19 protein-coding genes are annotated in these 23,906 nt (G+C 60.9%); 5 read left to right on the top strand and 14 right to left on the bottom strand.

Annotated features, from left to right (window positions below):
- Nucleotides 1-24 precede the first annotated feature (24 nt).
- The gene (locus ACQZ6J_RS23365; RefSeq protein ID WP_449085796.1) at nt 25-198 is read left to right on the top strand and encodes a hypothetical protein; all 174 of its coding nucleotides are present in this window, start codon (nt 25-27) and stop codon (nt 196-198) included.
- Between the two features lie 29 nt (nt 199-227).
- Entirely contained in the window at nt 228-1,355 is a 1,128-nt protein-coding gene (locus ACQZ6J_RS23370) for an NAD(P)/FAD-dependent oxidoreductase (protein WP_449085797.1), read from the top strand.
- 183 nt (nt 1,356-1,538) lie between these two features.
- Here the strand turns inward: ACQZ6J_RS23370 and ACQZ6J_RS23375 are convergent, their stop codons facing one another.
- Both ACQZ6J_RS23375 and ACQZ6J_RS23380 read right to left on the bottom strand, forming a co-directional pair.
- Nucleotides 1,539-2,177, bottom strand: a complete 639-nt coding sequence (locus tag ACQZ6J_RS23375) for a TetR/AcrR family transcriptional regulator (RefSeq protein WP_449085798.1) — start codon at nt 2,175-2,177, stop codon at nt 1,539-1,541.
- Between the two features lie 153 nt (nt 2,178-2,330).
- On the bottom strand, nt 2,331-2,465 hold the full coding sequence (locus tag ACQZ6J_RS23380) for a hypothetical protein (RefSeq protein ID WP_449085799.1): 135 nt from the start codon (nt 2,463-2,465) through the stop codon (nt 2,331-2,333).
- A gap of 132 nt (nt 2,466-2,597) precedes the next feature.
- On the opposite strand from ACQZ6J_RS23380, the gene ACQZ6J_RS23385 reads away from it, so the two are divergent.
- The gene (locus ACQZ6J_RS23385; RefSeq protein ID WP_449085800.1) at nt 2,598-4,715 is read left to right on the top strand and encodes an oxidoreductase; all 2,118 of its coding nucleotides are present in this window, start codon (nt 2,598-2,600) and stop codon (nt 4,713-4,715) included.
- A gap of 155 nt (nt 4,716-4,870) precedes the next feature.
- On the opposite strand, the gene ACQZ6J_RS23390 is transcribed toward ACQZ6J_RS23385, so the two are convergent.
- The 5 genes from ACQZ6J_RS23390 to ACQZ6J_RS23410 are packed head-to-tail and all read right to left on the bottom strand — an operon-like array spanning nt 4,871 to nt 10,998.
- Complete coding sequence (locus ACQZ6J_RS23390) at nt 4,871-5,890, bottom strand: succinylglutamate desuccinylase/aspartoacylase family protein (RefSeq protein ID WP_449085801.1); 1,020 nt, start codon at nt 5,888-5,890, stop codon at nt 4,871-4,873.
- Nucleotides 5,891-5,902: 12 nt separating this feature from the next.
- Nucleotides 5,903-7,492, bottom strand: coding sequence for a sugar ABC transporter ATP-binding protein (locus tag ACQZ6J_RS23395; protein ID WP_449085802.1), 1,590 nt, complete (start codon nt 7,490-7,492; stop codon nt 5,903-5,905).
- Nucleotides 7,493-7,506: 14 nt separating this feature from the next.
- Nucleotides 7,507-8,661 carry a sugar ABC transporter substrate-binding protein gene (locus tag ACQZ6J_RS23400; protein WP_163989188.1) on the bottom strand — a complete coding sequence of 385 codons (1,155 nt, stop codon included), beginning with the start codon at nt 8,659-8,661 and terminating at the stop codon, nt 7,507-7,509.
- A gap of 45 nt (nt 8,662-8,706) precedes the next feature.
- The gene (locus tag ACQZ6J_RS23405) at nt 8,707-9,729 is read right to left on the bottom strand and encodes an ABC transporter permease (RefSeq protein WP_163989186.1); all 1,023 of its coding nucleotides are present in this window, start codon (nt 9,727-9,729) and stop codon (nt 8,707-8,709) included.
- Between the two features lie 33 nt (nt 9,730-9,762).
- Nucleotides 9,763-10,998 (bottom strand): M20 family metallopeptidase, encoded by a 1,236-nt coding sequence (locus ACQZ6J_RS23410; protein WP_449085803.1) that lies wholly within the window; start codon nt 10,996-10,998, stop codon nt 9,763-9,765.
- A 91-nt stretch (nt 10,999-11,089) separates the two neighbouring features.
- Here ACQZ6J_RS23410 and ACQZ6J_RS23415 point away from each other — a divergent pair, with 91 nt between their 5' ends.
- Nucleotides 11,090-11,566, top strand: a complete 477-nt coding sequence (locus tag ACQZ6J_RS23415) for a MarR family winged helix-turn-helix transcriptional regulator (protein WP_163989182.1) — start codon at nt 11,090-11,092, stop codon at nt 11,564-11,566.
- A gap of 218 nt (nt 11,567-11,784) precedes the next feature.
- Here the strand turns inward: ACQZ6J_RS23415 and fhuB (ACQZ6J_RS23420) are convergent, their stop codons facing one another.
- From fhuB (ACQZ6J_RS23420) to ACQZ6J_RS23440, 5 genes are all read right to left on the bottom strand, one after another.
- A complete protein-coding gene (gene fhuB, locus ACQZ6J_RS23420; RefSeq protein ID WP_449085804.1) occupies nt 11,785-13,770 on the bottom strand; it encodes a Fe(3+)-hydroxamate ABC transporter permease FhuB in 1,986 nt (661 codons plus the stop codon).
- Between the two features lie 4 nt (nt 13,771-13,774).
- Entirely contained in the window at nt 13,775-14,716 is a 942-nt protein-coding gene (locus ACQZ6J_RS23425; RefSeq protein ID WP_449085805.1) for an ABC transporter substrate-binding protein, read from the bottom strand.
- Nucleotides 14,710-17,148, bottom strand: coding sequence for a TonB-dependent siderophore receptor (locus tag ACQZ6J_RS23430; RefSeq protein WP_449085806.1), 2,439 nt, complete (start codon nt 17,146-17,148; stop codon nt 14,710-14,712). The genes ACQZ6J_RS23425 and ACQZ6J_RS23430 overlap by 7 nt, the downstream gene beginning before the upstream one ends.
- A gap of 123 nt (nt 17,149-17,271) precedes the next feature.
- On the bottom strand, nt 17,272-18,219 hold the full coding sequence (locus ACQZ6J_RS23435) for a FecR family protein (RefSeq protein WP_449085807.1): 948 nt from the start codon (nt 18,217-18,219) through the stop codon (nt 17,272-17,274).
- 76 nt (nt 18,220-18,295) lie between these two features.
- Complete coding sequence (locus tag ACQZ6J_RS23440; RefSeq protein WP_449085808.1) at nt 18,296-18,805, bottom strand: RNA polymerase sigma factor; 510 nt, start codon at nt 18,803-18,805, stop codon at nt 18,296-18,298.
- A 483-nt stretch (nt 18,806-19,288) separates the two neighbouring features.
- Between ACQZ6J_RS23440 and ACQZ6J_RS23445 the strand changes: the two genes are divergently transcribed.
- Entirely contained in the window at nt 19,289-20,962 is a 1,674-nt protein-coding gene (locus ACQZ6J_RS23445) for a cyclic peptide export ABC transporter (RefSeq protein WP_449085809.1), read from the top strand.
- Nucleotides 20,963-21,013: 51 nt separating this feature from the next.
- Here the strand turns inward: ACQZ6J_RS23445 and fhuB (ACQZ6J_RS23450) are convergent, their stop codons facing one another.
- Together fhuB (ACQZ6J_RS23450) and ACQZ6J_RS23455 are read right to left on the bottom strand one after the other, a co-directional pair.
- Entirely contained in the window at nt 21,014-22,972 is a 1,959-nt protein-coding gene (gene fhuB, locus ACQZ6J_RS23450) for a Fe(3+)-hydroxamate ABC transporter permease FhuB (RefSeq protein ID WP_449085810.1), read from the bottom strand.
- A 23-nt stretch (nt 22,973-22,995) separates the two neighbouring features.
- Nucleotides 22,996-23,862, bottom strand: coding sequence for an ABC transporter substrate-binding protein (locus tag ACQZ6J_RS23455; RefSeq protein ID WP_449085811.1), 867 nt, complete (start codon nt 23,860-23,862; stop codon nt 22,996-22,998).
- Nucleotides 23,863-23,906: the final 44 nt, after the last annotated feature.

Below are 23,906 nucleotides of genomic sequence, written 5' to 3' on the forward strand. Positions count from 1 at the left end.
GAAAAGCGGCAAGGAAATCTGCAAATGGAAAAGACGCTCCGCTGGGGAATTCTCAGCACCGCCAGGATCGCTCCCCAGACTTTGAGCCCAGGCAGCCGCATCACCAGCGATGAGGGGCGCGATCCGCCCAGCGGCGGCGTGGAGGTCATCGACGCGCTTTTCCGCGCGGGGCACTGCGGCCGTTTCGAACAACCCTGACAACCATCATGCAAACCAGGACCATGAAGATGAGCGAACGAAAGAAACCAGAGAATGTGATCGTCGTCGGTGGCGGTATTTTCGGAATGTCGACGGCGGTTCATCTCGCCAGGCTCGGCATCAAGACGACGCTGATCAATGACGGCCCTCTCGCCAACGGGGCTTCCGGGCGCTCCCTGGCATGGCTGAACTCATCGAGAATGCGCTCCGACGCCTATCATCGGCTGCGCCTCGCCGGCATCGATCGCTACCGGACGCTCTCGCACGAATATCCCGACGCAAAATGGCTGCGCTTCGATGGCGGCCTGACCTGGGACGCCGACGACGGCGCCAATCAGATCGCCGCCGTGTTCGACTATGAGCGCGAGCTCGGATACCACGCCATATCAGTCGACGCCGACACAGTCGCCGCGACCGTTCCCGGCATCGACGGCGCCCGGATCACGCCGCAGGGCGCCATCTTCAATCCCGGTGAAGGCTGGGTCGACCTGCCATCCCTGATCGCGGTCCTTGCCGGGGAATTCCAGTCGCTCGGCGGCACGATCGAAACGGGTGCCGGACGGGCGACGGTTGAGGTCGAAAATGGTCGGGCAATCGGCGTAAGGACCGCCGACGGAAAGACATGGCCGGCGGATGCGGTTCTGCTTGCCGCGGGCGGAGAAGTGCCTGCCATCGTGCAAGAGGCGGGAATTCACATCGGCGATCAGACGCCGGTCGCGCTGCTTGTCCGCACAAAGCCTCTTGAACACCCGCTAAAGGCGGTCCTCAACACCCCTCGTGTCGCAATCAGGCCGACGCCGGACGGTGCGTTTGCACTTGACTCGGCATGGTCCGAGGAAGAAGTGGGCGTCAAGGAAGACGGCAGCTACGACATCCGTCAAAGCACTCTGGACGGATTGCTTGAGGAGGCGTCGAAGGTTCTCGAGGGGCATCCAAAACTGGAGCTGAACGATTTCGGTGTCGGCCTGAAGCCGATCCCAGGCGACGGCGAACCCGTCTTTGGTGAACTGCGTTCCATCCCAGGGTATTTCGTCGCGTTCAGCCATAGCGGCGCGACCCTTGGGCTGATCGCAGGCGAACTCCTTGCCGACGAAATCGCCACGGGCAAGCGCCACCCTCTTTTCGCCCAGTTCAGGCCGGAACGCTTCTACAAGTAGGACTTCGGGCAACGCGGGCCACCTCACGATGGTGGGGTGGCCATGACAGGTCCGTCGGCGTCGCAACCAGATCGGCTCGATCCTGTCTGGATCTGTGGCGTCGCTCGGCTTCCGCCTGGGCGCTCTTCGGCTCAGCACCAAGCGTCCAAGTTCATGGAAGCGATGTGGCGGAGCTGGCACGCGCTATGCGTAGGCGCCTAGCCGCAATCCCTTGATCCAGTTGTGACACAACTGAACGCCTTCCTCGGGCTTGAAAGTCGTCGGGTTCAAGCACCACGCCAGCCACAGGCCGTCCAGCAACGCGCTGAAGGAAAGCGCTGCAAGCCGCATGTCTCCAACGGCAATTTCCTCGTCATCCGCAAGGTCCTTCAAGAGAGCTTCGACCGCCTTCACGTAGCCGGAGAACTCTCGCTGCTGCGAGAGACTTAGCTTGGGAGAATGCAGGATGAGCCCCCAGAAAACGACCCATACGCCGAGAACATCACGATCGAACAGCATCGACGAGAACGATGCTTCTATGAATGCGTTCAGGCGGCCTTGCGGCGTAGGATCCGCCTGATCGACGACGTTCATCAATCCCTGCAGCATCTCACTCGCCATAATGTCGAAGGCATAGATGACAAGTTCGTTCAGCTCGCCAAAATGATGCGTGATCAATCCTTGAGTGACGCCGGCTTCGGCAGCGATCTGGCGCACGGAAACACCGGCGTTTCCATGCTTGACAATGCAGCGCAGCGCCGCTTCGCCCAGCTGTCGACGACGATCGTCAGGGGTCTCACGACGGAAGCGCGCCCGGGATTTCGTCGGATCGTTTTTCGTCAAACCGGTATCCTCACGCTGGCGAGCCATGGGTAACGATGCCATTGATATATTTTATGTTTCACCTCCTCATAGATGAACGAGCGGGTATTTCAAGCTTGTTATACAGGCATATGGCCGCCTTGGCCTCACCTACACGATCTCAGCCGCATCGTGTCAAACGCGCGTCTCCGGCTCCGGCTGCGCCTCGAAAAGATCTGCGAGGAGGCCGGGCGGTGCGGTGATCGGCTTTCTCGCATCGCCCGGCCGCACCGTCTGGACGGCGGAACCGACATGGATCGGCCATTTCATCAATAGGTTATAAGATATTATACGATCGTATAATTTTTTGCTTGCATGGAACAAGCAACGCGATATCCTGCCTGTGCTCGGGGCCACCTTTTCGTTTAGGGCGAGCATCTTCACAACCAATAAGGGAACACCATGAAACGCGACCCCCGGTTTGATATCCTCTTCGAACCCGTCCGGATCGGACCGCTGACGGCCCGCAACAGATTCTATCAAGTGCCGCACTGTTCGGGGATGGGTTATCGCTATCCCAACGCCGAGGCCCATCTTCGCGGGATCAAGGCGGAGGGAGGCTGGGCGGTCGTTTCGACGCAGGAGGCGGAAATCCACCCGACCTCCGATCTGACGCCCGCAAACGAGGCCCGCCTTTGGGACGACGGGGACCTGCCGACGCTTGCGGCAGTAACAGAAAGAATCCACGCTCACGGAAGCCTCGCAGCGATCCAGCTGGTTCACAATGGCTTGCATGTCGCCAACCGCTTCAGCCGAATGATTCCGCTCGCGCCGTCGAATTCGGTGAGCGACAGCCTTGATCCGGTTCAAGCGCGCGCGATGGACAAGGCCGACATCATCGACATGCGACGCTGGTATCGCGAGGCCGCCATCCGTGCGAGACGGGCCGGTTTCGACATCATCTACCTGTATTCGGGGCACGATATGAGCGTGCTGCAGCACTTTCTGTCCAAGCGCCACAATCACCGTTCCGACGAATATGGCGGCAGCTTCGAGAACAGGCTGCGGCTCTTCCGGGAGATTCTCGGCGACACCAAGGAGGCGGTTGGCGACACCTGTGCCATCGCCGTTCGCCTTGCCGTCGATGAGTTGCTGGGACCAGCCGGGATCACCAGCGAAGGGGAAGGCCGGGACGTTATCTCCGCACTCGCGGAAGAGCCCGATCTATGGGACGTCAACCTGTCCAACTGGTCCAACGACAGTCAGACAGCGCGTTTTTCGGAAGAGGGCTATCAAGAACCCTACATCGGCTTCGTGAAATCGGTGACGACCAAGCCCGTCGTCGGCGTCGGACGATACACATCACCCGACAGCATGGTGCGGGTGATCAGGCAAGGCATCATGGATTTCATAGGAGCGGCGCGCCCGTCGATCGCGGACCCGTTCCTTCCGAGAAAGATCGAGGAGGGACGGATCGATGACATCCGCGAATGCATCGGATGCAACATCTGCGCCTCGGGTGACAACACCAACACACCGATGCGCTGTACCCAGAACCCGACGATCGGCGAGGAGTGGCGCAAAGGATGGCATCCTGAGCGGCTGTCTGCAAAAGACCACCCCGAGCCGGCCTTGATCATAGGCGGCGGCCCCGCGGGTCTCGAAGCCGCCCGCGCCCTTTCGCAGGCTGGCGTCGATATCGTTCTGGCTGACAGCGGCGACGAGTGGGGCGGGCGGATTTCGCGGGAAAGCAGGTTGCCCGGACTGGCGACCTGGGCGCGTGTCCGGGACTGGCGCGTGGGGCAGTTGCAGGTGCGCCCAAACGCGCAGATCTACCTGCAAAGCCCGTTGACCGTCGACGACGTGCTGCAGTACGGGGTGCCGCACATCGCGCTCGCAACCGGCAGCCGCTGGCGTTGCGATGGCGTCGGCCGCACGCACCGCCTCCCGCTTGCCTTTCTCTCCGAGGGGAAGATCGTGTCGCCCGACTCAGTCATTGACGAGGGAGGCCAGGCGGTGACCGACGATGGCCCGGTGGTCATTTACGATGACGATTCGTTCTACCTGGGCAGCGTTCTCGCCGAAGTCCTCGTCGAAGCCGGCCGGCATGTCATTTTCCTGACGCCCGAGTCGCAGGTTTCACCCTGGAGCAACTACACGCTCGAACAGTCGCGCATACAGAAACGCCTGATCGATCTCGGGGTCCAGATCATCCCGTCGGTCGGCCTTGCCGGGAGAACGCGCGACAGCCTGACGCTGTCATGTGTCTATAGCGGCAAGCTGAGCTCGATAGACTGTGCGACGCTGGTCCCCGTGACGGCACGCCTGCCCAACGACGACCTCTGGCTGGCTATGAAGGCGCGGGAATGCGAATGGGCGGATGCGGGCATCAAGTCCGTAACGAGGCTTGGCGATTGTCTCGCTCCGGGCTTGATAGCATCCGCCGTATATTCCGGGCATCAATACGCGCAGGGCTATGGCACCGCGCCCGAAGACGCTCGCGTGCCGTTCAAACGTGAGGACATTGCCATGCTGTATGGCAACGCAACGCCCGGGAAACTCACCGCCGATCTGTACTGACGGTCGGCGCAGTGCGTCACCGCATCAAGGATGGCCGCAAAGCCGCCCAACCGCAAGAAAGTGCGGCTGAGCCCGAGGGCACAGCCGCCTTTACCTCTAACACAATAGATCGAGCGCGGCATCCTTCCTGAATATCGAAGGTATCCGACGATCGACTACAAAACCCGCTCCGCGAAAAATCCGATATCGGACCCTTCGGGCAAGGCAAAGGTTCCAGAGCCATACAGCGCGCCGGTAAACGCCCAGATGAATCCGTCGGCAGGGCTGACAATGAGCTCCAGGACGTCACCATAAAGATTGGTGATTTCCGCAACCGCCTCCCCCTTGGAAACCAGTTCGCCCGGCGCGATCTTCGGCCACAGCAGGCCCGCCGCCTGAGAACTGAGGGAGCCCCAATATTTATAGCGCCCGGGAAGAGCCCTCGGCGACACTTGCTCTTCCGGGCTTCCCTCCATCATTCCCAGCATTCGCATGACGTTCATCACACCCTTGCGGCCCCGCTCGGCATCCATGCAAGTGCGCGACATCATCAGCTCGACCATCAGCGCCGGCACGCCATTCGCCATGGCCGTGGGGACGGGATAGTCGTCGGCCGAACCGACCCAGTCCGGATGCGCGACAGGGTCGCTCATATCCACCGGCGTCACGCCGAAGGCATCGGCAAGCGCGATGGTTTTTTCACGAACCACCAAATCGCGCGCGGAACTGAGATTCATCATCGACATGGGGACACACGGCTCATGATTGCCGTGGATGTCGATGTAGTAATCAGCCATCTGATAGAGGGGACCAAGGAGCGCGCCCATCCGCGCCGTCATGGTGCTCTTGGGGTCAGTGGTCCAATAGATACCGGACGCCATATTGCGACTGTCCTGCGGGGTAAAATATGCTCCCTGGTCGAAAGCTGCCACATTCGCCGCGGGCAGAGCAATGACCGATCCCTTCATCTTCGACGGATCGAGCGCCTGCATGAGATGGATGATTGCCCCCGTCCCTGCAATCTCGTCGCCATGGGTCGCGCCGGAAAGAACCAGCGTCGGACCGTCTTCCACGCCGCGAGCTATCATGCATGGAATGCTCAGCTCGGAACCGGAGGGAGTGCGAATGGCTCCAAGCGAGGTTCGGCATTTCTTACCGGGTTCGGCGTTGATTTCCCCGATCTTGATCGGCTTCATAGATTGTCTCTTTCAGTTAAGGACCGGAGCAGGCGCACTGGCATCGCTCATTTCATCTTGCCCGAGGGTCGAGCCTTGCTCGTCCATCATGCATAGCGCCACAATCCGCTGCTCGCTGAGCGAGGCTCCGCTGAGTTCGGCGCTTTTGCGGCCATGCCGCATGATAACAACACGATCGCAGAGATTGGCCAGATCGGCATACTCGGTGCTGAACAGCACAATGGCCGCGCCTTGGTCGGCCGCGTCCTTGATCAATCGAAAAATGGTCCGCCGCGAACCCACGTCGACACCATGCGTCGGCTCGTGCAGCAGCAACACATCGGGTTTCATTTGAAACCACTTGGCAAGCAGCGCCTTCTGCTGGTTGCCGCCGCTGAGCGCCGAAAGCGGCAGCTCCGGATCCAGGGGCCGAACTTCAAATCGTCCGAGCAGCTCGCGGACATGATTCCGCTCGGACTTCTCGCGCAAGATGCCGTTCTTCAGGAAGCGGGCCAGGATCGGCAGACTGACGTTCTCACGAACGGAAGCGGTGCCGACGCCCGAGGCGTTGCGACGATCGGCAGGCAACAGGGCCATTCCCGCACGAATGGATTTTGCGGGTGAAAGCTCGGCTTGCGAAAAAGCCTGGCCGCACACGGTTACCGAACCGGAACTTACCTTTCTTGCACCGTAGAGCAGATACGGAATTTCCTCCTGGCCCGCGCCGATCAGGCCGGTAACGCCCACCACTTCGCCCCGGCGGGCAACGAGGGACAAGTCCTGGACCCGCTTCCCATAGAGGTTTTCCACGTTGAGGACGATTTCGCCGGCATTCGTTTGCCTTTCCGGATAAAGCGCATCGAGCTCAAAACCTAGAATGGCCTTGACCAGCTCCCGTTCGGTACATGATTTTGTGCCGGCTACGTGCGCAATGATGCCATCCCGGATAACCGATACCATATCGGTGACGGCAAAAACCTCGTCGAGCCTGTGTGTCACCAGCACCACCGCGTGACCTTGGCTTGCCACTTTCCGGATCGCGGCGAAGACCCGGTCTACCCCATCGCGGGGAAGATGTGCGGTCGGCTCGTCCAGGATGAGCACGCCGGGCCTGTCGGACGGCAACCCTTTCAGGCCTCGAAGGATGGCAAGCATGGCGCGATCGGCTTCCGGCAGGTCGCTCGCGAGTTGCTCCGGCGTTGCGTGAATGCCAAATTCGCCAAGGGCCCGTGCCACGTCATTGCGAACGCGACGCCAATCGATCCGCCACCCGCGCCCGGTCTCGAACCGTCCGATCATCAGATTTTCCAGTACACTGGCGGAATTGATGATGGGAAGATCCTGATGGACCGCGGCAATCCCGGCCGTTGCGGCAAAATTGGGATCGAGAGGCAGGTCGACCGGTTCGCCGCGCAGGAGCATCCGGCCATGCTGCCCCGCGTCGTCAGGCTGGTATACGCCTGACAGGATCTTGATGAGTGTTGATTTTCCGGACCCGTTCTGCCCGAGGAGCGCATGTACCTGCCCTCCCGAGAGCGTGAGATTCACGCCATCCAAAACCTTGCGCGGACCGAATGATTTCGAGATGTTCCGCAGCGAGATCACCGGATCGGCAACCGCCATGTCATTTGCCGGGCTCATGATTTCATGCCCCAAAGCTTGCGATAATAGCTTCGGAAATCGAAGCCGTACCATGTGGTGGCGGGCTTGGTCAGATCCACGCCGTCGATATTGTCCACGGTGAACAACCGCTGCGGCTCGACATTGTCGATCGCGGGCTGGCCGGTAAGCAGGCGTGCGATCTGGTCGACGGTAGCCCACCCCATCCGCTCGTTGGAGGCGCCGAGATTGGCAACCTCCTGGTCCGTCTTCAGGGCGATGGCCTGCATATCCGGCAGGGACGCATTGCTCGTTACGATCTTGACCCTGTCACCCGCGCCGACGGCAATGATCGCGGGTTTTATCGAGGGCACCATGGAATCGACCGAGGGCACGACATAGGTGATCTTCGGGTTTACCGTGATCAAGGTGCGCACGAGCGATGGCAAAGTCGTCTGCCACTGCGGCAGCGGCGAATCCTTGTGGATGATCTGGCAACCGGGGCATAGCCGCACCAGTTCCTTGGTGAATTCCTCGGCAAAAACGGTGTCGGAGCGGAAGGTGGAGCAGCTGATGAGCGCCACCTCCGCGTCCGGCTCGCCTTTCGCGGCAATATAGGCGGCGGTGATCTTGCCGGCGTCGACAACCGAGATGTTCACATTCGCCGAAAGGCCCGCATCCGCGATGTCCTTGGGCAGCGGACCCGCCGGAATGGCAGCGGTGCTGACGACCGGTATGCCGGCCTTCCCGGCATCCGATATCGAGGCTTGGACGGTATAGGGATCGATGCCCTGCAGCACGATCGCAGATGCGCTCCGACTGATGGCGCGATCGATTGCCGCCGATGCCTGCGACGAATCCGGGCCGTCGGCCGTAACGACCTTCATCCCGAGTTCACCGGATGCGTCCTGCACGCCCTTGAGGACCTCCTGGCTGAATTCGAAGCTCAGGCCGGCCGAAATAAAGAAGATCGATTTTCCGGAGAGCTTTTGACCGACGTCGACAGCAGATGCCCCGGAGCCCTCCGAAAAAGCCGCACTTGCTTTCTCGACGATCTGCTTTGCCTGCCCGGTCAGCGACGTGTCGTCAGCCCGCGCCGGGGCGGCCAAAGACATCATCACCAAGACCGACGACACCGTGAAGACCCCTCTCGCCTTCCAGGGAAAACCGGCCTTATAGGATTCGTGTTTCATGATTTTCTCCTCCGCTTCATGAATAGATGGAACGCCTCGGCGTCGTCAGTTCTTCCTGAGACGATTGGCCGCCAGGCGCGACAAGGTAACGGCTACGACCAAGGCTCCCCCGTAGAAGACCTGTTCGATCCAGCCGGAAAGACCGAGTATTTGCAGGCCTACGATCCCCGTGATCAGGAAGTAGACCGCGATGAAGGCGCCCCACGGATTGAACCGCCCGGGCGTGATCGCCGTCGCGCCCAGAAAAGCCGCAGCGAACGGCGGAAGCAGGTATCCGTTTGCCGCATTGGGGTCGGCCGAACCCAAAACACCCGCAAGAATGATTGCGGCAACGGCTCCGATGAGGCTGGACACGACGAGGGAGCCCGCGCGCAGGCGATCGACATCGATGCCCGACAGGCGCGCGACTTCCCGGCTTGCGCCCGTGAAAAGCATATTTCGGCCCAAGGGGGTGAACCGCTGGATGTACCACCAGACGATGGTCAGCAGGAGGCCGTAGTAGAAAGCCATCTGGATGCCGAATACCTTGGTTCTAGCAAGTTCGGTCAGCACCGGAGATATTCCGATGATGCTGAGCCCGCTGATGCCGTAGGAAGCCCCCGTCAGCAAGGTTCCCATGCCCAGCGTCACAACAAGCGAGTCGACGCCAATTCGAACGGCGATGAAGGCATTGATCAATCCAACCGCCAATCCAAGCAGGACGACGAGAGGTATGACCCACCCGATCGGCCAGCCATATTGGACGTTCAGCACCCCGATAATCATGAGGCAACAGGACATCAGGCCGGTCATGGAGAGATCGAATTCACCGACGATGAGGGGAACGATCATGCCCATCGTCATCACGACCAGAATGGCCTGCGACCCGAATATGTTGGCAAAGTTCGCCTTGCTCAGAAATATCTCCGGGCTTGCAATCGAAAAGATCAACACCAGCGCAAGCCAAGCGATCAGGAGTCCATAACGGCTCGCGACTTCGCCGGGATCCAGGCGCGACGCCGAGTGGTTTCTTGGCTGTTTGCTTTCCCCGTTCTTCAAGTTCAAGGCCACCTCACCCTGGATAGTCATCACAATCTTCCTCCCTTTCAGACGAAACGCTTTCTACTTCGCTGCCGGCCTGAGCACACCGCTGGATTGATTGGCTTGAGCGCCGAGAAAAGCTTCACCGACTCGTTGCCGCAGGTCCGCGTCAGTCATGAAATCGATTGCCGTCATCGCCAGAGCCTTGGCGCCGTCGATCGCCGCCCGCATAGCTTCGTCGGAAGCCGACCAAACCGCGAAATCACGATGATGATGGGCCGTTCCCTTCGGAGCCATCGCAATCATCGGATGGATAGATGGTACGCGATGGCTTACATTACCCATGTCCGAGCTTGCAGCGCGCGCAATCGGAATATCTTCGAACCGCTCGAAGGTCCGCCCGATACCCTCGGCATTGTGCTGATAGACTTTCGCCAGCGGCCAGTTGGTGCGCATATCCGCGTAGGCAACGTCATTCCAGCATATTTCCGCCCTGGTCCCGGTCGCCAGAGCTCCGGCCTCAAGGCAGGCATTGACCCGGGCCTGCAACGAGCGCAACGCATCAAGCGTCGGAGCCCTGACGGCGAAATGCCCTTCGGCGAGATCCGGCACCACGTTGCAAGCCGCGCCTCCATTCGAGATGATTCCATGAATCCTCTGGCCCGCCGGCACATGCTGGCGAAGGGCGGATATGGCCTGATAGGCTGATACCAGCGCGTCCAGCGCATTCAGACCCACCTCCGGGCATGAGGCGGCATGGGCTGCGCGGCCGTGATATCGGACGGTCACGTCATTGACCGCAAGCAACGGGTAGGCAGCGACATCCTCCGTAGAAGGGTGGACCATCATTGCGCAATCGACACCGTCGAAAGCGCCACGACGGGCCATGAGCTCCTTTCCGCCACCATCCTCTTCCGCGGGCGTTCCCAAATAGCGGACGCGGCCTGGAAGATCGCCGCCGAGAGAAGCGAGCGCCAGCGATGCGCCGAGCCCCGTCACAGCGATGATGTTGTGTCCGCAAGCGTGTCCCACCTGCGGAAGGGCGTCGAATTCGGAAAGTAGAGCGACATAGGGTCCGGCACTGCCGAATTCCGCGGCAAAGGCGGTTTCGAGACCATATGCGGCCCTCTGGGGTGCGTAGCCAAGGTCTTCGAGCGTATCGCACAGAGCCGCGGACGCCTCGAATTCCTTGAAAGCGAGTTCGGGATTGGCGTGGATCCGTAGCGACAGAGATACGAGCGTTGGCGCCAACGAGTCGACGGCTCGATTTGCCCGGTCTTTCAAGGACTGAACCGCCGTATTGCCAGCAACCTTCATGTTAGCGTATCCCTACGGAGCAATATGTGATTTCGGTAATTATGTTATTTTTGCACATATTGCGAGATATAACATATTTGAGGATTTGGCAATGGTGCAGTTGAAGCGTTCGTTTCGGAGCTACATGAACATTCGCTTGGAGAAGGTGGCTCGCACTGCCAAGGAGGCTGCCGACAAGGTTTATCGTCGAGAATTCGGCCTTGACATACAGCACCTGCGCATCCTGACCATTGTCGTGGAAACGCCGGGCCAGCCGGTCAATTGGGTCGTTCAGGAATCCAATCTGGACAGGACACTCGTCTCGCGCCTCATCACCAACCTGGCAAAGCGCGGTTTGATCGAACGGATTCTATCGAAGGAGGATGCCCGGCAATTCCTTCTTCAGGCGACCCCGGCAGGGGATAAACTCGCAGAGCAAGCTGACATCATCGGAGATACGATGAACGAGGACATGTTGAAGGTGCTCACCGAGCAAGAACTTCAAATACTCGACAGATGCCTGGCAAAGCTGGCGGAATGGAAGCCGCGCGTCGAACACTTGGATGAAAATGCGAGACCTGACGACTGATCGACCAGTTCCGTCATCGTCCAGATGTGAAGCCCCGGCATTTGCCGAATGAGGCCGGGGATGAAGCGGCGCCGGGTGCGTTGGGCGGTTTTCGCCAGCCGGCAAGATCGCCCTCAGCTTCGCGGCCAAATGCCGGAGACCTTGGCAACCGGCTCTTCGAGCTTCGTATCGGGCCATGATGGGTGCCCCCAAGCTTTCGTCGGCCGCCGCCTGCGTTCCTAAACAGCACGCTTATGCAAGAGCCAGAGATAGTATGGACCACCGATGAACGTGGCGAGAAGACCGGCGGGAACCTCGTAGGGAAACAGGAGATTCCGGCCCAGCCAATCCGCCAGAACCATGATAAGCGCCCCCACGGCTGCCGTCAGAACCAGGTGAGGAACGACACGCCGGGCCCCGAGTATTTCTGCGAGATGGGGCGCCATGAGGCCGATGAAGCTAAGCGGGCCGACAATCAATGTGGCAATTGCGCAAAGGACCGATACAAGCATCAGCATCCCTATTTGCGCCCGGCCGACGGTCACGCCCGCGGCGGCGGCAAACGGCGCGCCGAGCTGCAGCATGGCCTGCCAGCGTCGCAGCAGGCAGGCGGCGGCGAAGCCGGCCGTTGCGACGATAGCCGCAACGACAGCGGAGAATGGCGAGATGCCGTCCGTCGATCCGACGATCCAGAGTTGGAGGATTTGAAAGCGCGGATCGGGCAGAAGTGCGAATGCGCTGGAGATTGCGCTGAGCACCGTGCCGAGCCCGATTCCGACCATCAGAACATGCCCCGCCGCAAACCTTCCCTGGCGCGCGAACAGCGCCAGAAGCGCAACCACGACCGCTGAGCCGACGACGGCTCCGATGTCCTGGGTGACGGGTAGATCCGGCGAGGCGACGAACATGGCAAGCAGAGCGCCGAGAACCGCGCCGCTTGAAACGCCGAGAACTTCGGGGCTTGCCATCGGATTGCCGGTCAGTCGCTGCAAGCCGGAACCGGCAACCCCCAATGCTGCTCCGGCTGCGGCCGAGCCCAGCACGCGCGGCCAGCGCCAGGGAAGAACCTTTGCAAGCGTATCATGGTCGAGAATATGCCAGCCGTGAGCGTCCCTTCCGATCATCATGGCCGCCGCCATGCCAAACATCGCAAAAGGAAGCACGACCGGCATGATCGACGCGCGCGGGACGGAAAAAATGGAAGCGCTCGCAGCGGCAGCCGGTTGTGTCGCCCTTGGCTTGCGCAATATCCAAAGGAGCACCGGCGCACCGACCAATGCCGTCAACGAGCCGGCGGGAATCGACTGCGCCATCGGTCCGAATGCAATTAACAGCTGATCGGTTGCCAGTAGCAGCGCCATGCCGACCATGGCGGACACCAATAGCCGCTCCACCATTCGCCTGGCGCCAAACAGATGAGCAAGCCAGGGAGCGGTCAACCCGACGAAGCTCACTATTCCCACACAGGCGACGATGGCGGCCGCGATCCATGTGGCCAGCGCCAGCGTCATCAGGCGAAAGGTTCGGACCGAAACGCCCAATCCCGACATCGTCTCATCGCCGACACTGAACAGCGAGAGCGACCGCGTGACGGGAACAAGAGCCGCAATGGCGGGAAGAAGGGTGAATACCAGGGTTTCGGCCGCCCTCCAGTCATTCTGCCGAAGAGCCCCCGATCCCCAAAACGACAATGAAACCATAGCGTCGCGATGGAACGTGATGATGATCGACGCAAGCGAGCCGAAGACGAGATTCAGGGTCAATCCGCTCAAGGACAACGCAAGAACCGACAATCCGTGACCCCAGGCCAGGATCAGCACCAGCGCCATGGCGAGCCCCGCTCCTGCCATGGCGATCAGGATTCTCTCCGGCATACCCAGGCCTGGCAGCAGCCAGGACAAGGTCGATACCGCAAGATAGGCACCCGAAGAGACCCCAAGCGTCGAGGGCTCCGCCAGCGGATTGCCAAGCACCTGCTGATACATGGTTCCGCACAAGGCGAGCCCGGCACCGCAAAGCATGGCAACGGCGATACGCGGCAAGGCGCTATAGAATGCGATGGCTGCAAGCAGATCCCCTTCGCGGGCTCGCTGCGCCAGATCGTGCCATTCAAGCCGCGGAAACGCGGTTTTGAGATTGAACCCTGTCAGCACGAGGGCCAGCGCAAGCACCAGACCGCCGATGACAAGTGCATTGGTGCCGGAGGATGGAGTCTGCGGTCTCATGCAATCACCCGGAGAGGCTTTCGAGGCTGGACGCGACCGTCTCTGCGAAACGGACTGATGTCGGCAGCGCTCCAAACCCCCAGTATGACGGGATCCTGGTAAAGCGACCCGATCGAACCGCCGGCAATGTCGCCCATAACGGGCTCTTCGTCAGGGCTTCCTCCGGCGCAAGCCCGGGGGAATCGATGAGCATTATTCCGGCTTTGGGATCTGCCGCGAGCTGCTCGATGCCGACGACGGACCCACCCCACAGCAAAGTGGGTTCGCCCTGCCATGCATTGATGAGACCGAGCTTGGAAAGAGCGGCATCGAACAGGCTTCCCCGCGAGAAAACCGTCAGGTTGTTGTCGTCTATCATTTGCACGAGATAGAGCGGAGCCACCGATCGGGCCTGAACATTCTTTCGCAACGACGCGAACCTGGCTTCGACGCCTGCAAGAAATGCTTCCGATTCGGCTGCCCGTCCGGTCAAGGCTCCGATCTTGCGGACCGCGTCGCAGGCATGCTGATAGACATCCCCCTCCCCGGTATGGATGCCAATGGTTTCGACGGGCGCGCATCGCTCGAGCGGCGCCCGCAACGATTCCTGCCAGGTCTGGATGAGGATGATGTCGGGAGACAATTGGGCGATATATTCGAAATTCGGCGCACCTTGCAGCCCGACGTCGACGGTCGCGGCCGGTGTCCTTGGCTGCCCCACCACCAGGTCATAGGACGCCGTCTCGGCGGCGGCGATCGGCGTGATGCCCAGGGCATAGAGCGTCTCGCTGATCGCCCAGTTCAGAGAGACGATTTTGCGCTCTGCCGCCGCCGCCTTCGATGCGAGGGGATACCCGGCAAGAGATGCGGCTGCGCCGGCGATAAATCGCCGGCGCGTCAGCGGGTTTCCCGGCCCACCATCTGCCTGTCGAGCACTCCCGAGGGAGGACCTGTCCCGGATCACCATTTTACCGAAATCGTGCCCAGTACCGCTCTGCGCTCTCCATAGTAGCAGAACGTATCGTCATCGCAGGTGCCGACATATTTCTTGTCGAACAGATTGGTGCCGTTAAGCGCGAAACGCCAATCCTTGTAGTCGTAGTGGACGGAAGCATCGACGAGGAAATAATCCGGGATCTTCAGCGTATTGGCGTTATCGCCGTAACGGCTGCCCACATAGCGCGCGCCTGCGCCGAACCCGAGCCCCTCGGCTGCGCCGCTTTCGATGGTCTTGTCCAGCCAGAGGCTGGCCATGCTCTGCGGCACGTCCTTCGGCCGGTTCCCACGCAGGGAGGAATCGTCGTCCTTGGTGATCTCTCCGTTGTTGTAGGTGTAGTTCCCGATCAGCTTCAGGCCGTTGTCGAGATCGGCGACCCCTGCCACTTCGAAACCACGCATGCGGATGGCGCCGGTCTGTTCGTAGGTGACCGGCGGGCCGGGATTGGTGGTCGTCACATCGGTCTGTTCGAGATTATAGGCAGCAACCGTCATGTAGCTGTTGTAGCCGGACGGCTGATACTTCACGCCGATCTCGTATTGCTTGCCGGTCGTCGGCTTCAACGCATCCCCGGTCGTCGAATTCAGGCCAGGCGTCGGCTGAAACGAGGTCGAATAGCTGAAGTAGGGAGCGATGCCGTTGTCGAAGAGATAGAGGAGGCCGGCGCGCCCGGTCAGCTTCTTGTCGTCATTCTCGACGGTCGGATTGCCGGCCGAAACCAGGTCCATGTCGCTGGTCTTTGCCCAGTCGTAACGCAGCCCACCGGAAACGCGCCAATTGCCGAAGGCAACCTGATCCTGCGCGTAGGCCCCCGTCTGCCGGACATGGTCGTCGGTCGCGAAATCGACCGCCGGCACGGTGAACGGCTGGCCGTAGACCGGATCAAGCACATCGAGGGGCGACGCCGATCCGTCGCTCTCAGACCAACGGCTGTGCGAGCGCATGTAATCGACACCGAACAGAAGCGTATGATCGAGCGGCCCAGTATCGAACTTGGCCTGCGCCTGCGTATCCACCGCGAGGTCGTGAAGATTGGCGTTTGCGCCCAAGGTCCAGCGGTTGAGTTGCGTGGTTCCGGGAATGAACCCCGACGTCCCGATCTCCTGGATGTCCGTATCCGTATAGGAATAGCGAAAATTCTGGCGCACCGTCCAAACATCGTTGAACCGATGCTCGAACGAATAGCCCACCGACCTGCTGGAGCGGGTAATATCGTTGAAATCGGGCTCCCCGATGAACAGGCTGGTTGGAATTTTGCCGAACGGCGCGCCATAAAGCGTACCCAATGCCGGCAGATTCTGCACCAACCCGCCATCGTTCGATCGCTGGAACTTGGAGAGGAAGGTAAAGGTCGTATCCTCATCCGGCTTCCAGGTGAAGGCGGGCGCGATGTAGTAGTTCTTGGTGTCGACGTGGTCGACCTGGGTATCGGCCGCCCGGGCAATCCCCGTCAGGCGATACAGAAGAGTTCCGTCATCGCTGACCGGCCCGCTGAAGTCGAAGGCTCCCGATGCGCCTTTCGGCGAGCCGACCTGCCATTGAAATTCATGCAGCGGCGTATCGGTCGGCCGCTTGCTGACTGCGGCGACAAGGCCACCCGGGCTATTGGCGCCATAGAGCGATGACGCCGGCCCGCTCAACACCTCGACCCGCTCAAGCCCGTAGGGCTCTATCTTCGGCGACAGCAGCGTGTAGTAGGTGTTGGTGGTCAGGCCGTCCAGATAAGGATTGGTGCTGGCAAAACCACGTATCATGTAGCGATCGATACGCGAATCCGTGCCGCCATATTCTTCCGCAAGCACGCCCGGCGAGTAGCGCAACGCCTCTCCGACATTGCGCACCGCCTGGTCCTGAAGTTGCTTGCGGGAAACGACCGATATCGACTGCGGCGTTTCGGCAAGCGGCGTATCGGTCTTCGTGCCCGAAGCGCTCTGCGTTGCGACCAGTCCGTTCACCGGCCCCCACGCGCTTTCCTTCCCGCTCCGGATTTCAATTGGCGCCAAGGCAGTCGCACCGGCGCTATCGACGGTGCCACTTGCCGCTGCCGCCGAGATCGCGACGGTCGTGGAGTTGGTGAATGAAAAGGACAGGCCGGATGCCTTGAGGATTCGGGCAAGCGCCTGATCCGGGGAGAGCTGTCCGGACGCGCCAGGCGACTTCTTGCCTGCAGTGATCGACGGCGTGTAGGTGACCTGAAGGCCGGACTGCCTGCCGAAGGCGGCAAGCGCCTGATCGAGCGACCCCGCCGGCACCGAGAAATTGATCGCGGCTGTCGTTTGCGCATGCGCCGGACCCACTTGCATGACACCCAGGCCGACCGACATGGTCGACACCATCAACGCAGCCAAGCTTGCGCTGCCGCCATTCCTGCCCCGAAACAGAAAAGCCAATCCACGCCCCATTAAACCACTCCAATTGATACAGATGCGAAAGAGCGTGCTTTGCCTGGTCAAGCTCGGTATTTGCCGCCCTATCGATGGAGACGAGCATGGTTGATGGATTTTCTCTTTTCCTGACGAAAAAAATCAGATTTTCGTAATGACGGTGAGCCACGGCGAAATTTGACGCACCCTGCCGCCATAGGGCTGGACGACGGCTTCGAGCGCCCTGAGCGGCTGATTGAGATCGAACACGCCGCTGATGGGAAGGGACCCGAGACCAGGGTCGGCGATCAATACTTTCCCGGCCTGCCAGCGGGTGATCCTGGCGATGACGGCTGAAATCGGCTCGTTGTCGGCAACGATCATGCCATCGCGCCAGACGGCGATTTGCCCGGCGCTGCGCGTGCCGCGATCGAAACGCCGCCCATTCGTATCGACCCGCAACCATTGACCGGCTGAGAGTTGCGCCCGATCGACTACCGAGGCATCGACCTGCACCAGACCGTGATCCACCGATATCGTCACGAAGCCATCGTCATCGCTGACATCGAAGGCGGTCCCAAGCGCCGTTGCCGTTATCTCGTCGACACCGACGGAGAAAGGACGATCGGCATCCTTGGCCACCTCTGCGAATGCCATGCCATAGAGCAGTCGTATGTCGCGTCGCCGGTCGTTGAAAGCCAGCTTGATCCCGCTGTCCGGCCCGAGCGTGATCATACTCCCGTCCGGAAGGGCAACACGCTTGATCTCGGCCGTCGTCGTGGCGAAATCGGCGCTCGCTTTGGCGATGAGACCCGGACCGAGCACCCCCCCGACAGCCGCCGTTCCGACGAGCAAAGTCCCCATGAGCATCAATTTGCGTCGGGAAATCCCAGGCTTGGATTCGAGCTGGTACTGATCCGTAAGAACCTTCCCGGACATGGCGTGGATTTCCAGCACCTCCGCCCATGTGCGCTCGTGAGCCGGGCTCAGCGCGCGCCAATGGCGGATCATGTTGAGCGCGACGGGATTGCTGCGATCGTTCTGCAGGCGGATGATGAGATTCATCGCCTCTTCGAACAATCGATCGTCATCTCCCATATCGTGCTGCATGATTGGTCTTGTCGGTAAGGCTGATCGGTTGAACACTATAGATGGAAACGAACAAGCGCTTCAATTTATCCGTACGTCAGTCGGTAGCAGCCTGCAGGCGCTGGCGAATATGGTGATACGCCTCCCGAATCAACGCCCATGTCCGTGTCGACGACAGTTCGAGCTGCTCGGCAACCTCGTTGATCGTCATATCGCCGAGCCGGTGCAGTTCGAACGCAAGCCGGGTGCGTTCGGGAAGCTCAGCAAGCGCGGCGGCGGTAATTGCGAGGCGCTGCTGATCGTAGACAATCGTTTCGACCGAAGGACTGAGATCGGGAATCGCAAGAAACTCTTCATCCGTCAGGTCGGCATATTGGACGAGGCGCTCCCGCCGATAGAAATCGATGCTGAGATTGCGGGCGACATGGAAAAGAAGCGCCCGCGGATTGCCTTGGCCGCGATCGGGGCGGCCATTATAAGACAGCAACCGCACGAACGCATCCTGGGTGAGATCGTGGGCCGTTTCCCTGTTCATACCGCGCCGGCACAGGAAGCGTACGACTTCCTTGGCATGCCGTCTAAAGAGACCGTTTAAATCCCAACTCATAGTCACTTCCCGCCAACGCGAAAATATTGCACCTGCTACCCCGCTGCAGTCAGCGACTAATCAGGATTGACCGGCGCCGCAATAGTTCAAAAGCGGGCCGATCGGATGGAAATCCGTCGTTTCGACAAAAATATGATTAGAATTATCATGTTTTTTCATGGCATAAGCTCTCCGTGATCCGGGATTGCCCGCATCACTTGGCTGCCGCGAAAAACAACGTTTGTTCCGATCCGTGACTAATACGCAACAACTCTCCAGCCGCACGGCTCATTTGAAGGCTAGCCGCGCAGTGTCCCGGTCGGGCGTGATTGGCCATATCGCGGATGTCGCGATCCATTCAGCGTGTCGATGGGCCAGACTTCCCGTGGCCCATGCAAAGACAAATCTCATGAACCCGCGGATTTTATTTCCCAATTTTCGCGCGCTGGTTCGTCTAACACATAGGGACGTGCGATCGCCCTCGATGATTTTGGAGATGGACGATTGAAACAGGAGAAGATTTTCGGCGTCGTTTTCCGCTTGCTGCGGCCATTCTGGCCGGTGGTTGTGTTCGCGACGGTGGTCGGGATCCTGGGCGGCTTGGCGACGGCGTGGCTGTTGGCGACGATCAATGCCGGCCTGCATGACGGCGACACCATTTCGTTTTCGCTGCTTGCCCGGTTTGCCGGCCTGTGTGTGTTGAGCGTCGCCGGCACGGCGATTTCCGGTGCCATCAACAGCATCTTCGGCCAAAGGATCATCGCCGCCCTGCGCAAGGATATTTCCGCGAGGATCCTGCGCGCGCCGATCGCTGCGCTGGAGGCACACCGCTCCTGGCGGCTGATGTCGGTGCTGACCGGCGATGTCGATACGGTTTCGGCTTTCACCTTCAATTTCTCGGGCTACGCGATCGCGCTCGCCATCACCATCGGCAGCTTCGCCTATCTGCTTTCCCTGTCGACGGTGGTCTTTCTGCTGGCTGTCGTCTCGCTGGCGCTTGGCATCGTCATCAACATGATCTCCCAGCGCGCCTGGATCCGCGACTATCAGGAGGTGCGGGTCGCCCAGGACGAGCTGCACAAGCAGTACCGGGCGATCACCGACGGGGCGAAGGAGCTGAAGATCAGCCGGCCACGGCGGGAGCGCGTCTTCGGTGTCCTTTTGTCGGGGGCCGCAGACCGGATCGCCGCGCTGAAGAGCCGCGCCATGCGGCTGCACTGGATTGCCGACGCCGCCGGCTCCGCCGTCTTCTTCGTCATGATCGGGCTGCTCCTCGCCTACCGCAAGCAGCTCGGCATCGACAATGCCGTGATCAGCGGCGCCGTCATCGTGCTGCTCTATGTCAAGGGACCGGTCGAGCAGATCGCCGGCGCCCTGCCCGTCTTCGACCAGGCGCGGATTTCTTTTGCCCGGATTGCCGCGCTATCGGCCGAACTCGACCAGCATGAGCCCAATATCCCCCTCCTGGCAGACACCGGCGGGAACGCCCTTGTTCCGGCGATACAGTCGATCGAGTTGCGCGGCGTCACCTATGCCTTTTCCGCCAGGGACGATATCGCACCCTTCGTCCTGGGGCCGATCGACTTCACCATCAGTGCCGGCGAACTGCTGTTCATCGTCGGTGAGAACGGCTCGGGCAAGACGACGCTGATCAAGCTGCTGCTCGGGCTCTATATGCCGCAGCAAGGCTCGCTTCTGCACGATGGCATGGTGGTAATGCCGGAGGACCGCGACCGCTATCGCCAGCTTTTCTCCACGATCTTTTCGGACTACTACCTGTTCGACGACCTCGTCTACGGCGCCCTGCCGGAAGAGGCGGGACCGCACCTGCAGCGGCTGGGCATCGCCCACAAGGTCAGGCTCGAGGACGACCACTTCACGACGACGGATCTGTCGACCGGCCAGCGCAAGCGGCTCGCCCTTGTCCAGGCCTGGCTGGAGCGCCGGCCGGTCATCGTCACCGACGAATGGGCCGCCGACCAGGACCCGGACTTCCGCCGGGTCTTCTACGAGGAACTGCTTCCCGAGCTGAAGGCACAGGGCCGAACGCTGATCGTAATTTCCCATGACGACCGCTACTTCCATGTCGCAGACCGCATCGTGCGCATGGAAAACGGCCGGATCGTCGAGGATGACCGTGTGCAGCGGCCGAGGCTGGTCGAGGGAGAGGCCCCATGACGGCAAAGCTCGGCCCGCCGCTTTCTTCAATGTCCGCATCCGTCACGAGACCTATCGCCTCGCCTTGAGGGCAGGCGCGGCAAGCAGGAAAAATCCGACGCCGACCACACTTGCAAGCAGGCCGGCTGGCAATTGATAGGGAAATGCCAGGCTGCGCCCGAGCCAATCGGCGGCAACCATCACCACGGCACCGACCAGGGCTGAAACCGCCAACTCGCTTTTCGTCCCCTTGCAGCCAAGCAACGATGCCAGGTGCGGCGCCATCAGCCCGACAAAGCTGATTGGCCCGATGACCGTGGTGGCTGCTGCCGTCAGCACCGAAATGAGAAGCAGGAGCAATATTCTGACGTTCGGAAGGTTCACGCCGAGCGATAGGCCTGTCGGCTCGCCCAGGGAGAAGATCGTCAGCCAGCGGGAGCATCCGAGGCTGAGGATGAAGCCCGTGATGCCAAGAAGCGCGATTGCCTCACTTTGGGATTCCGTCACCTGATAGGTGGAGCCGGTCATCAGGGGCAGCAGCGTTCCCATCCTGGGATCGCCGCTTGCGAGCAGAAGCGATGCAAGCGCTCCGAACACCGTGCCGATCCCGATCCCCGTCAGCAGCAGCCCGCCATTCGAGGAGGAGCCCCGCCTTTCCAGCAAGGCCAGAATGACGAAGGTCAGGAATGCACCGATGCTGCTCCCGACGATCTGGGCGCTTCGACTTGGCGCCGCAGAAAGCATGTACATGGCGAGGACGCCGAGCACCGCACCCGAGGATATCCCAAGGATTTCAGGCGACACCATGGTGTTTCCGGTCGTCTTCTGGATAATGCTTCCCGCCAGCGCGATCATGCCGCCGGCAAAGAACGACGCCAGAACGCGGGGCCAGCGCCATGTCGCCAAAGACATAAAATCATCCCAATGAGCAAACACCCAGCCATCCGCTGTTTTTCCGAAGTCGAGGGCAAGCCAGAGGAGCACGATCGAGAAGATCGTTAGCCCGGTGAGGACGAAAGCAGGGTTTCGGGTCCGTCGATACGCATAAAGCGAACTGTCCGGACTTGCCGGGCCATGCGGTATTCGCCGAAGCAGCAACAGCAAGAGAGGTGCGCCCAGCAGCGCCGTCGCGACCCCCGTTGGCACCCCGGGCCAGAGGCTTCCCGCCCACTGCACGGCTTCGTCGGCACTCCACAGGAGCAAGCCCCCCACGACCGATGACATGGCTAACTGTCCCCTGAAGGTTCGCGCGCCGATCATCCTGGCGATCGCCGGAGCGGCCAGGCCGACGAATCCGAGCATTCCGGCGGCCGCGGCCACGAAAGCCGACAGCAGAACGGCGATGGCCAAAGCCGTCAAGCGGACCGACCGTGCCGACAGTCCCAGGGCACGCACGGCGTCGTCGCCGAGGGACATGGCGGACAGCGGCCGAAGCAACAGCAGGAGCGCAACGGTGCAACCGAGAACGCGCGGCAGCAGGTACGAAACGGTTGACCAGTCGTTCTGAGCCAGAGAGCCGGAACTCCAGAAGAAGAAGTCTCCAAGATATTGCCATCGAAAGAGCATCAGGATGCCGGCAACGGAGTTGCACAACAGGCCGACGACCAATCCCGACAGAAGAAGCGCCAGGGGCGAGAACCTCGCCGCGCTCGCCGCGGCGAAAGCCAGACCGGTGGCGGCAAGCCCGCCTGCAATGGCCAGCCACTCCTTTCCCGACAGGAGCAGGGATGGCGCAAACAGCGAAGCGGACATGATCGCTAGTTGCGCGCCGGCGGACGCCCCGATCGTTGTCGGCTCGGCCAGGGGATTTCGCAAGACCCGTTGCATGACGAGCCCTGCCTGCCCAAGGGCAACGCCCGCCAGCAGGCAAACCGCCATGCGGGGCAGAAATTGGAATTCGACGGTGAGCACCGTGAAAGTCGTGTCGCCGGAGGCTGAGGCCGATAGCATTCGAGCCATGCGGCAAACAGTTGAAACAGACAGCAAGACCGCAAGAGCGATGAGCACGAGCGCCGCACGGTTGGATTTCACTTTTCCCACCATCGCCCGGTCCATCATCGGGCGGTCTGGCGACTATCGAGCGTGCCGGTGATCAGTGCCGCGAAACGCGCGGCACTGGGCAGGCCGCCGAAGATATCGATCGGCGGGAGGATTCGAAAACGGCCGGTCCGCATTTGCGGCAAGGCATTCCATATTGGCCCGCTGGTCAGCCGGCGCATGGCCAGCCCCGGCCCCTCCCAATATTGCTGGAGGTGTATGATCGTGGCTTCGGGACGATCCATGAGAGCCTGCGGATCGGTACGGGACCAACCCCACATGTCGGCTTCGGAAGCCCACGCATTGTCGATGCCGAGCCGCTGCATCACCGCGTCCATCAGGCTGTTGCGGCCATAGACGAGGAGACTGGCTCCATCCTGGTTCAGATTGACCAGATAGATCGGCGGAATCTCGCGGCCTGCGACCGACTGTTTCGCCTCATTGAATTGCCGTTCCGCGGCGGCACGGGCCTCGTTTGCAGTTTTTCCGCTGCCGACCCGTTCGCCGGTTGCAAGAACCGCCCGCTCTATCCGGGTGAGCCAGTCGTCGCCGTTGCCGAACAGATCCAATGTCAGCGCGGGCGCGATGCGACGTACCGGAGCGTCCTCCGCGAGAGGCCATGCCGCGAGCAGCAAATCCGGACGCAGGCTTTGCAGAAGCTCCAGATTCGGTTCGGCCGGATGTCCGATATCGACAATGCCCGCGTCCAGAACGAGGTCGGCGCTTCCGGCGCGAAAGCCGCCTGCAGACGCCGCCGCGATCAAATTGGCGGCAGCCGAAACGGCGATATGCGTCGCTGTGATATCCAGGCTCGCAACCCGAAGGCCGGCCTTTGCGGCATGCGCGGAATGCCCCGGAGCAAGGCCTGCAAATGCAATCGCCATGGCCTGCAAGAAGCCACGTCTTCCTAGTTTGGAAGACGTGGCTG

The sequence above is a fragment of the Rhizobium sp. A37_96 genome (genome assembly GCF_053521765.1).